10 protein-coding genes are annotated in these 10,458 nt (G+C 42.3%); 5 read left to right on the forward strand and 5 right to left on the reverse strand.

All coding sequences use genetic code 11. From position 1 onward, the window contains the following. Positions 1-220: hypothetical protein (locus V7K69_RS24615; protein ID WP_335039188.1), on the forward strand; the 220-nt coding region annotated here is incomplete at its 5' end. Positions 221-529: 309 nt separating this feature from the next. Here V7K69_RS24615 and V7K69_RS24620 read toward each other — a convergent pair. Beyond that, on the reverse strand, positions 530-1,279 hold the full coding sequence (locus V7K69_RS24620) for an SDR family oxidoreductase (protein WP_335039190.1): 750 nt from the start codon (positions 1,277-1,279) through the stop codon (positions 530-532). 192 nt (positions 1,280-1,471) lie between these two features. Then, positions 1,472-2,146, reverse strand: coding sequence for a LuxR C-terminal-related transcriptional regulator (locus V7K69_RS24625; protein WP_335039192.1), 675 nt, complete (start codon positions 2,144-2,146; stop codon positions 1,472-1,474). Positions 2,147-2,253: 107 nt separating this feature from the next. On the opposite strand from V7K69_RS24625, the gene V7K69_RS24630 reads away from it, so the two are divergent. Then, the gene (locus V7K69_RS24630; protein WP_335039194.1) at positions 2,254-2,910 is read left to right on the forward strand and encodes a DUF3386 domain-containing protein; all 657 of its coding nucleotides are present in this window, start codon (positions 2,254-2,256) and stop codon (positions 2,908-2,910) included. Positions 2,911-3,242: 332 nt separating this feature from the next. Here V7K69_RS24630 and V7K69_RS24635 read toward each other — a convergent pair whose 3' ends face one another. The 3 genes from V7K69_RS24635 to tmk all read right to left on the reverse strand — a co-directional run bounded on the left by V7K69_RS24635 (position 3,243) and on the right by tmk (position 5,129). Beyond that, positions 3,243-3,533, reverse strand: coding sequence for a hypothetical protein (locus V7K69_RS24635; RefSeq protein ID WP_335039196.1), 291 nt, complete (start codon positions 3,531-3,533; stop codon positions 3,243-3,245). 5 nt (positions 3,534-3,538) lie between these two features. Next, positions 3,539-4,045, reverse strand: coding sequence for a hypothetical protein (locus V7K69_RS24640; RefSeq protein WP_335039198.1), 507 nt, complete (start codon positions 4,043-4,045; stop codon positions 3,539-3,541). Between the two features lie 436 nt (positions 4,046-4,481). Next, positions 4,482-5,129 (reverse strand): dTMP kinase, encoded by a 648-nt coding sequence (gene tmk / locus V7K69_RS24645; RefSeq protein ID WP_335039200.1) that lies wholly within the window; start codon positions 5,127-5,129, stop codon positions 4,482-4,484. 325 nt (positions 5,130-5,454) lie between these two features. Between tmk and V7K69_RS24650 the strand changes: the two genes are divergently transcribed. The 3 genes from V7K69_RS24650 to V7K69_RS24660 form a co-directional block, all read left to right on the forward strand. After that, entirely contained in the window at positions 5,455-7,023 is a 1,569-nt protein-coding gene (locus V7K69_RS24650; protein ID WP_335039202.1) for a GMC oxidoreductase, read from the forward strand. A gap of 166 nt (positions 7,024-7,189) precedes the next feature. Next, a complete protein-coding gene (locus tag V7K69_RS24655) occupies positions 7,190-10,003 on the forward strand; it encodes an ATP-binding protein (RefSeq protein ID WP_335039205.1) in 2,814 nt (937 codons plus the stop codon). A gap of 182 nt (positions 10,004-10,185) precedes the next feature. After that, on the forward strand, positions 10,186-10,458 hold a 273-nt coding region (locus V7K69_RS24660; protein WP_335039207.1), incomplete at its 3' end, for a leucine-rich repeat domain-containing protein.

Genomic DNA, 10,458 nt, shown 5'->3' on the forward strand with positions numbered 1-10,458 from the left:
TTATTTCCTCGTACAGCCAGATAGCGATCGCTCCTTCCGTGCAAATCCTTGTAACTCTCTCCTGGTAAGCTTTCATGATTCGCGGATGAGTCTAATCAAAACAACAATAGGAGCAATCGTATGGAAACTTCAAAAGAGAAGAAAATTCATCCACTTACACCAATTTAATTGCGTGCTGAACTTGAAGCTGAGATTGAAGCATATCAGCGTAAAATACTAATTCTCAAGCACTAATTGGGGGCAATATCCAATACTTAAGTCAGTATAAATGTACTAATAAGCACCTCTAACAATAGATGACTTGATTAGAGTTAGAGCCGACTTTTCACTGAATATGGAAAAATCAGAGTTAGAAGTATAATGCTCAACTTTTTACAAAAGACGGCGATTCATCCCATTCCTTCAATGTATGAGATGAATCGCTATTCGCCATAAGAATCAATATTCATTACTATCGAGTGTACGAAAATCGTGAAAAATTTGCGTAATCACTAATAATTTATGCGACGGCTTCAAGTCTTGGCATAAGTTACCAAGCTACTGGTTCCCCAAGATGGAAAAAACCACCACTGGGGCCATCATTTGGCAATATCGCTAATTCAACACCAGTTTTCGCACCTAATGCGATGTCCATCATTGCACCTTCACCACCTAATTCCGTTTTTACCCAACCCGGATGAGCGCTATTAATCTTCACCGGAGTATTGCGTAACTCATGAGCTAAATGAATCGTGAATGAGTTCACTGCTGCCTTAGAAGCATTGTAAGCAAATGGTTTGGAATCATAGATGAATGAATTGGGGTCAGCATGAAGTGTTAAAGAGCCTTCAATACTCGACATATTCACAATTCGACCGCTAGGGCTATTCAATATTAACGGCAATGCTCGTTGAGTTAATTCTACTAAGCCAAAAAAGTTGGTGCTAAATGTCTGTCGAATAATGTCTACAGAAATAGAACTAGCATTACTGGTTAACCAATCACCATCTAAAAACACACCTGCGTTATTGATCAAGACATCAAGTTTCCCAAAAGAGTTACTAATTTGTTGAACAGCAGATTCAATTTGATTACTATCAGTGACATCCAGGGCAATTGGGTGAGCTATTATTCCTTCGTTCTCTAAGTTACTCGCTGCTGTTTTAGCTGCATCTAAGTTTCGGGCCGCTATCAGAATTGTCAATCCATGTTGTCCAAGTTGACGACTCATTTCCAGCCCCAGACCTTTATTTGCACCAGTAATCAAAGCTACTTTGTTCTTTAGTTCGTCCTGCACCATAATTAAGCACTCCTGTGTAGTGATGAATTTAGATCACATTTCAGAACAAGATGTTTAAGCTAAGTTTAAATACTGGGTTAGTCCTCTCACAAAGTTTAAAGGGGAGAAACGAAATCAAAGTCCCCTTTTTTAAGAGGGATTTAGGGGATCTAAAACTATTTGATACCGACAAGAGGACTTTTCAAACATCCTCTAAGAAACTTTGATATCTTGTAGCTTTGCCACCATTTCTGCACGCGCCGAAACCTTCAACTTACGAAACATCCTCTTCAAAGCTTGTTTGACAGAATTTTGCGTAATCCAAAGTTTTTCCCCAATTTCTGCGTTTGTTAACCCCTGTGCCACTAATTCGGCAATTTCTAACTCACGCGCTGTTAGAGGACTTACTAAAAGGGAATTGGATATTTGTGGTTTTGTCGTCCGTAGAGTCGCCATTTTTGCTGATAAATGGATACATAATGCACTCAGATCGGCCAAATCGTTGCCATTAAAAGCAGGATTTCCCTTATCACGAGCCAAGTTAAGTGTTCCTACAAGACGACCATCGCAAACAATTGGCCCAGTCATTACGTGTTCGTGATCGGAACGCGAGCAAAAATGCTTCCAGTCTCCTGGTGATAATAATAACTGCTCATGGGCGGGAGCGTGACGCTCAACCACGTAGCGCCCGACTGGATTGCTTTCTAAGCATACTGCCGGAATACCCTGAACATCGATTTGGGCCGTTGGCTGATCGTCTAGGAGATAAATACCCCAATTTTGCACACCAAAATGCTCACCAATTTTATCCGTGAGAGCTAGCCTTAATTCTTGCTCATTTTGGACATTGGCGATCGCATGAAATATGGCGTGGAGAGAATTAACCATAAGCATAAGTGTACCCAGTTGGGGACTATCCAAGCCTCAACAATTACTTCTATGCTAATACCAACGAAACTAAAACGCTAATTTACAGTAGCGACTAGGAGAAGCACATGACAGTTACACAACTCTCTGCTCAGGAACTTTTCCGGGCTGCTTATGAGAACCGCTATACTTGGGACAAGAATTTTCCCGGTTATACCGCAAATATTACCTATAAGCAAGATGATAAAGTATTTACAGGCAAGGTTATCATCACTGCCAATCTCAAAGCCGAAGTTTTGGGTGTAGATGACGAGCCAGCTCAGAAAGCAATTCATGGTCAAGCGTGGGAGATAGCAATTCACCGCGTCCGCCGCAGTTTTGAAGACACTCACAGCGCCAATACCTTTACCTATGGTAAAACTGACGAAACTGGTGCGGTTGAGCTTTTAATGGGTGGTAAGGCTGAGGGCGATAAATACAAAGTCCGCAATAATGAAGTGTGTCATGTTCACCGTCTCATCCACGGTACTTTCGTGACAATTGACACTTTCAGCAGCCACGACACCGGAGAAGGCTACTTGTCCCACCGCTATGACTCTGTTTACCATGACCCCAAAACTGGGGAACAAAAGGGCGGTAGAAGCGAATTTGTCGATGAATATGAAAAAGTTGGTGATTATTTTATCCTAAATCGTCGGGAGATTCGTACCGAGACAGCAGGAGAAATATCCATTCAGGAATTTATCTTCTCTGACATCAAATTGTTGGAACCTGTTGCTGCTTAATCTCTACTTGGTAGTTAAAAAATTAGCGATCGCTCTTTAAGTTTAAGGATGCGATCGCTTTTTTTTACATTCTGATTGATGAATATGAGGTTTGAAAAAGAGAGCTTGATATGAAAGAATATCGATATAGGATTACTATTTGATTTTTGAACAAAATTAGGGATGTAGAGTGTGTTAGAACGGAGTTCGTAACGCACTATGATCATGGGTTTGATGCGTTACGCTGTCGCTAACACATCCTACGTATATTTTCAGAAATCAAACCCGATTCCTATAGCTGAGTTGACATTGGACTAAAGGGCGATCCACTTTACTTATTAAACCTGTAGTATTTAGAGATATTTTTGGTAATATTCCTCTATCTTGCCTACAGCTTTTAATAATGGCGAATCTAACGGCTCAATCCAATCAGCCACTTCACGGGACAGCCCAAGGGTTGAGATTCCTCCTGATGCTTCAAGTTTACCAATCAGCGTCTTATTTTTAATAGATTCTAGGGCAGAAATCAGATTGTTTAAACGCTCTGAATGCTTAAATTCTGGTTGTTTATCTTTACGAGTCTGTTCGGCAATCTGAAGAGCTTTATCGAGCAATTTGATGAATTCTTCTGTGTTGTTTTGCATAATTTTTACGGACAACTAAAATCTTTTGCGATGATATTTTGCCCCTCAGACCACTTAATATTTGGATCTCTTGTATCTTTAATAAAAGTCTGTTGACCACCGCCAGGATAGCATTGAGTGGGGGTTTGAGGGGCAACAATGCCTTGATAAACTGTCGTTCCTGCCGGCAGAGTAACTGGTTGAATCATAGTGGCTTTATTGCCCCATGATTGATTGAGAGCTAAATTCCTAATTACTTCTACATTTGTTTCGTATTTATCAGTTGTTAAATACCTACCATATCTATTCTCACTGCTACTATAGTAACGATAAAAAGTCTTAGGCTCATCTAGTTTGACTTCTTCACATTTAGAATTTAGGAAGGTAACGGCAATATCAGATGGTAGAGGACATGAAGAACTAACTTCTTGGGCAAGGACTCGTGGTGAATTGAATACAGTCCGTGGGAATGAACTAACTGAAAAACTAAGAATGCTTAAACCAATACCTATGGAAACAGACTTAAATTTCATACAAACTCTTCCTCCCAAGCTTTTATTGAAATATATAAATGAAATGGAAAATTAAGCTTCGTTTTAGTGTAGTGGGTTTGTTAGACCCCTGAAGATAACGATGCCTGCGGCAGTCTGCGCTAACGCTTTTGTGAACAATCCAATCGTTTTATATGCGGGTGTGGAATCGGAAAATACCACGTCTTTTATATTCTCAGGCTTAAAGCAAGGATGCAAGGACAGTTAAGACAGTTAAGTAAACACTTCAAAATTTGAGACATACCTATGGCAATCCCTTCAACCTTGATTTCTTTCTCACAAGTGAGAAAGAAATCAAGGAGTGTGGGAGGTGTGGGAGGTGTGGGAGGTGTGGGAGGTGTGGGAGGTGTGGGAGGTGTGGGAGGACGGGGAAGAAGTCTTACCCCCCACACTCCCCACACTCCTCTTCTCCCTCTGCCTAAACTATGCGTGAGAAATCCGGGTTCAAATGTACGCGCAGAATTCCTTGAATTACTTGTTGCACAGCTTCTTTACTCAAGCTGCCATCTACCCGTACAATTCTTGAAGGATTAGATGCTGCTAACTCTGCGTATCCTTGCTGAACGCGTCGATGAAAAGCGATTGTTTCTTGTTCAATGCGGTCTAGTCCGATTCCATCTCCACGTTTGCGGGCTAGTCCCACTTCGACATCGACATCTAGCCAAATAGTTAAATCACTCTCTAAGCCAGCAGTGGCAATATAGTTAAGCTGATTGATTAAACTCATATTCAAACCGCGACCATATCCTTGGTAGGCAATGGTAGAGTCAGTGTAGCGATCGCATAAAATATATTTCCCTGCTGCGAGATTTGGTTTAAGTTCTTGTTCCACGTGTTGCGATCGGTCAGCAGCATACAATAAAAGTTCTGTCACTTCTGCAACTGGCTTATCCTCTGCCTTCTCTAGTAGTAAGCGGCGAAGATGTAAGCCTAACTCTGTTCCCCCTGGTTCGCGAGTGACCACCACAGAAACACCCAAACTTTCCAACCATTGAGAACAAAGCTGCATTTGGCTGGTTTTGCCACAGCCTTCCACCCCTTCAAATACAATTAATTTGCCACCCATGCTTTTTAAAGTTCGCTGCAATAAACTTATTCGCTGACGTTTGATCAAGAATAACGTGAAGTGTTACAGGTGGGTGAGACAACTACCCCGCAATTCACCAGTCTCTAAATACACAAAAACAAATTTTTGGCAATTTGGCAGATCAACTATTTTTGATACTGATATTTTTGGGATTGTGCAACGAATGTAACAGAAGTTGCCATAACCAGGTGGTCGAGATTTTTAAGTTACTTCTGTAATTCCTTAAAGACATCAATTACAGCTAGTTATTTCAACTGGTATGTCAACGTGTCGCTGCATAATCAACTCGTACAGGAAATCAAGTATGTCAGGCGTAATTAAACGTCGTCAATTTATTCGAGCAACACTGGCAGCAACTGCAAGTATAGGCGTGTCTAAAATTGCTTCTGCAACCTATCGTGGTGAAGAATGTGTAGAAGCGCTGGTGATTGGTAGCGGTTTTGGTGGAGCAGTTGCAGCATTGCGCCTTGGTGAAGCTGGAATTAAAACCATAGTATTGGAACGGGGACGACGATGGCCAATAACCAATGCAGGTAATACTTTCTCCACATATCAAAATCCAGATGGTCGGTCTACTTGGTTAAGTCCGACTACAGTTATATTCAACCAAGTTCCAATTGATATTTATACTGGTGTCCTAGATGTTAAAGTAGGCGATGGGATTATTGCTTATCGTGGGGCGGGGGTAGGAGGCGGTTCGCTAGTCTACAATGCTGCCAGTTATCAGCCAACTAAAGAACTTTTTTATCAAGTTTTTCCACGCAGCATTAAATATGAGGAACTGGATAAAGTTTACTATCCAAAGGTGCGTTCCGTCCTCAAACCTTCTCCCATACCGGATGATATTCTACAGACTGACTACTATTTAGCCAGCCGTATTTTATTAGAGCAAGCAGCCAAAGCTGGTTTAAAAGGTCGCAAGCTTGATGTGGCTGTTGATTGGGATATCGTTCGCCAAGAAATTGCGGGTAAAAAGGTTCCTTCGGCGATCGCAGGTCAAGTTTACTATGGTATCAACAGTGGTGCAAAAAAGAGCTTAGATCAAAATTATCTGAGCATGGCAGAAGCTACTAAAAAGGTGGAAATTCGACCCCTACACGTAGTAGACACGATTGAGGAATACCATGCTGGGCGTTACCGTGTTACCTGTAATCAAATCGATGAGCGGGGAGTTGTACTGACTAAAAAATCCTTTATCTGTCGTTATCTGTTTTTAGCAGCCGGTTCCATTGGCACTACTGAATTGCTTTTACGTGCCAAGCATAATGGGACATTAGGTCGCCTGAACAATCAAGTCGGGAAATTGTGGGGAACTAACGGTGATGCGGTGAGTGCGATCGTTACTTCTGGTCAAACTAATGCCACACTAGGCGGGCCAGCATCGGTAGTAATTGAAGACTTTGACAATCCCATTGCTCCAATAGTCACCGAGCAATTTCCTTTTCCAATAGTTCCTCAAGGTGTGTTAGCTCCTGCGAGCCTTGCGATCGTCAAGCCAGAGGGCTATCTGACTTACAATACTTCTACGCAATCAGCTAATCTATTCTGGCCGAAAGACTCAGCCAATAATCAGAAAATTACCCAAGCTAATCAGTATACTTACCAACGGCTAAATCAAGCTAATGGTACTACTTTTGGCGCACCACTTGACTTTAGCGCTACGGCGCATCCTCTTGGTGGAGCAACTATGGGTGCTGTATGCAACACTTACGGCAAAGTCCACGGCTATTCTAATTTGTTTGTTGTAGATGGTTCTCTGATTCCTAGTTCGACTGCCTGCACTAACCCATCGCTAACCATCGCGGCTTTAGCGGAGCGCTGCATGGATCGTTTTCTCAATAAGAAGCTTCCTGAAAGCATGGAGTGGGAATAAAGATAGGCTACTGTCAATTGCACCTGGAAAACCAAATTATGGTGTAAAGAAATGCTGGTGGTGTGAATATGTTATGATTTCGAGCAAAAAGTCTCTGTTCAGAACATTTAGAAGATGGGAACTCTAGCTAATAAGTTTAATTACAGTATCCCACCCAACACAGCCAATGATGTCCCATCCTGCTCATCCCACTTTGGGCCAATCTTCTTACCCGCGCTTGACTAGAAGCTTAAGTGCTGTTGAAAGTTGGGGTTTCGGTTTAACAGCTCATATTTCCTGGACAGCATTGGTTCCAGCAATTCATGCTGCTCTTGGTCCCCAAGCTATTTTTGTCTGGATACCTGCGGTGATTTTCGGAATGCTGCTCAATTACCAGGTGAAACGCTTGGGTATGTATTTTATAAATGTGGCTGGAGGAACGCCAAACTATGCTACTAAGTTGCTGCAAAACTATCCAGGAATAGCTTGCTATGCAGCAATTGGATACTTGCTCAACTGGGTTTCTTACCTGTCAGTTAATACCATCGTCCTCAAAGATTTAATTAAGGTGAATTTGGAGGCGCTGGGTATTGTCTGTCCCGAAATACTTTTAGATATTGGCTTTACACTGTTGCCGTTTATAGTCGCGTTTAGTGGAACTCGCGCCCTAAGTATTTTACATTTGTTTTTTGTAATTCCAGCCTTTGGATTGCTAATCACCTTCTGCGTACAGGGTTTGGGCTGGTTAGCGTTCTCTGGTGATAGTCCTGGGTTTTTTCCTAGCAATTGGTCATCTCTGGGTTTTGTCGATTGGGCAAAGTGGTTCTTTTTCGTCACTTATGCCACCTACAGTTGTGAAACAGCTTCTTCTTTTGTCGCCGATAGCCGTCAACCCACCCAGACGCTGCGCTTTCTAGATGTTGCGGCTTGGGTGATGCCACCGATCTTTTTGGGGGGATCTTGGGTAATGATGCGGTTAGCAACCGATCCCAGCCTCAAAGACAATGCTTTTATGAATCTTGTGGCGGCTTCCCAACCTTTCTGGGGAAAATCAGCAGCTATAAGTGTTTCCTTTTTGCTAGTAGCTGCTTGTCTTTTAGGTTCGGCAACGGTTGTTTCTAATTGCCCTCGGATTTTGTATCAGTTGGCTTTAGACAAACACATCTCACCTGTATTTTCCGTTGTTTCACGTCGGGGTGTGTTTGTGCCGGCACTGACATTAACACTGGTGTTGTGCCTGATTTATTTGATTTGGGGAGATGTCGCGCGAATCGTAGCCGTTGGTAATGTTGGCTGGTTTGTCTCCTTTATGTTATTGCATTTGGGGCTTTGGCTGCGGCGCGATCGCTCGCAAGTTTTGTTCCCTCGTATATCTCTGGCGATTCTGCTGTTAGAAGTTGTGGTGCTAGTGGTGGGCGGACTTGCTTGGGGTTGGCTCAACTTGCTAATTGGGCTATTATTTCCCATTGGTGTTATGGGAATAGATGCAGTGATTCGCCGAGTGAAATTCCCTCCATTTCATCCCAGTTGGTGGAGGCGGCGATATCGCACACGCTCTCAGGTAATTATCAAGGACTCGGTAGTTCTCCAGGTGAGCATCCTGATTTTTTTACTATGCAGCGCAGTGGCAGTTGGCTGGTTATTTGGTGTCAAACTAAATAAAACGGCAAGTGAGGCGGGGGAGAATATATTTGTGGTGTTGCTGATGACGGTAGCATTTGTGGGAGTAGCGATCGCTTGTTGGACAAGTTTACCGCAAGTGGTTGCGATCGCAGAAGCCCGTGAAGCTGCCGAACACCTATTTACTGTTGCCCAAGATGGTATTTTAGTTGTGGACGATCAAGGTATTATCCAGCAGGCGAATCCAGCCACTGAATCTTTCTTTGGTGTCAAACCATCGGAGTTGGAGGGAAATCACCTCAACAAATGGCTAACTGCATTAGTCTACTATCCAGAGGAGTGGACAAAGCGCAGCGAACAAACCTTACTCCGCAATGGCAAAAACAAAATCCTAGAAGTTTCCATCTCAGACAGGCCACATCAGGATTTTCAGGAGTATGTCGTCATTCTCCACGACATTACCCAGCGCAAACAAGCAGAGCAGATATTGCGATACTCAGAAGCACAATTACGCCAAGAGGCCAAGCAGTTAGCATCTCAACTCATACATAGTGAAAAAATGTCCAGTTTGGGGCAGTTGGTAGCAGGTGTAGCGCACGAAATTAACAACCCAGTCAACTTTATCTATGGCAACATAACTTATGCCAATCAATATATTGAAGATTTACTGAAGATACTGCAATTATATCAGCAAAACTATCCTAATCCAGTAACGGAAATTAAAAAAGAAACAGAAGCCATCGACCTAAATTTCGTAATAACAGACTTGCCCAACTTGTTAACTTCTATGACTGTTGGTGCGGAAAGAATCACAGAAATTGTTTTATCGCTGCGAAACTTTTCTCGGTTAGATGAAACAGAGATGAAAGCTGTAAATATCCATGAGGGTATAGATAATACATTGCTCATTCTAGAACATCGGCTCAAGGCTAAATCTAACTCTCTCACAATTGACATCATCAAAGAGTACGGCGATCTGCCCTTAGTAAAATGTTATGCTGGACAACTTAATCAGGTATTTATGAATCTTCTAGCAAATGCGATCGATGCTTTAGAAGAGGCAGTGGAAAATGGTGATTGGGAAGTAAAGAAAGCAGCACTATCTACTCCCCAAATTAAAATTCATACTCAACTTAATAGTGAACATCAGGTAGTTATTAGCATTGCTGATAATGGTATAGGCATTCCCGAAAACGTCCAAAAACACTTATTTGAACCATTCTTTACTACTAAACCAGTTGGTAAAGGCACAGGGTTAGGTTTATCTATTAGTTATCAGATTGTCACTCAAAAACATCTGGGAGAATTAAAATGTATTTCTACTCAGGGACAGGGTACAGAATTTGTAGTTGTAATTCCGCTAAATCAGGAAGCTATCTAAATTGTCAATATTATTTGACGTGGTTAAACTTTTTAACTCAAGTAAAATTTTTACCTTGGCGTTGCTTGCTGTTTATTAGAATGTTAGGCTGAGATTTTCTGGCTAAACTACCTGTATCGGCTGTTACCCAGAAAAAGTCTGGCTATTACTCCGATTTTGTTAGTGAGAGAAAGGATTTGGTCATGGCACGAGATGAGGCTTATCGTGAAGCAGAGCAGCGTATTGAAAAGGCAAGGCAAGAGGGAGCAATAGAACTTGATCTCAGCGATATGGAACTCACTGAGATACCAGAAGCGATCGCATCCCTGACTCAGTTACAAGAGCTTGACCTCTCCCACAACCAATTGACCGAACTGCCAGAAGCGATCGCATCCCTGACTCAGTTGCAACAGCTTGACCTCACCAATAACCAACTGACCCAACTGCCAAAAGCGATCGCATCCCTGACTCAGTTG

This window comes from Nostoc sp., assembly GCF_036917775.1.
GTDB lineage: Bacteria > Cyanobacteriota > Cyanobacteriia > Cyanobacteriales > Nostocaceae > Nostoc.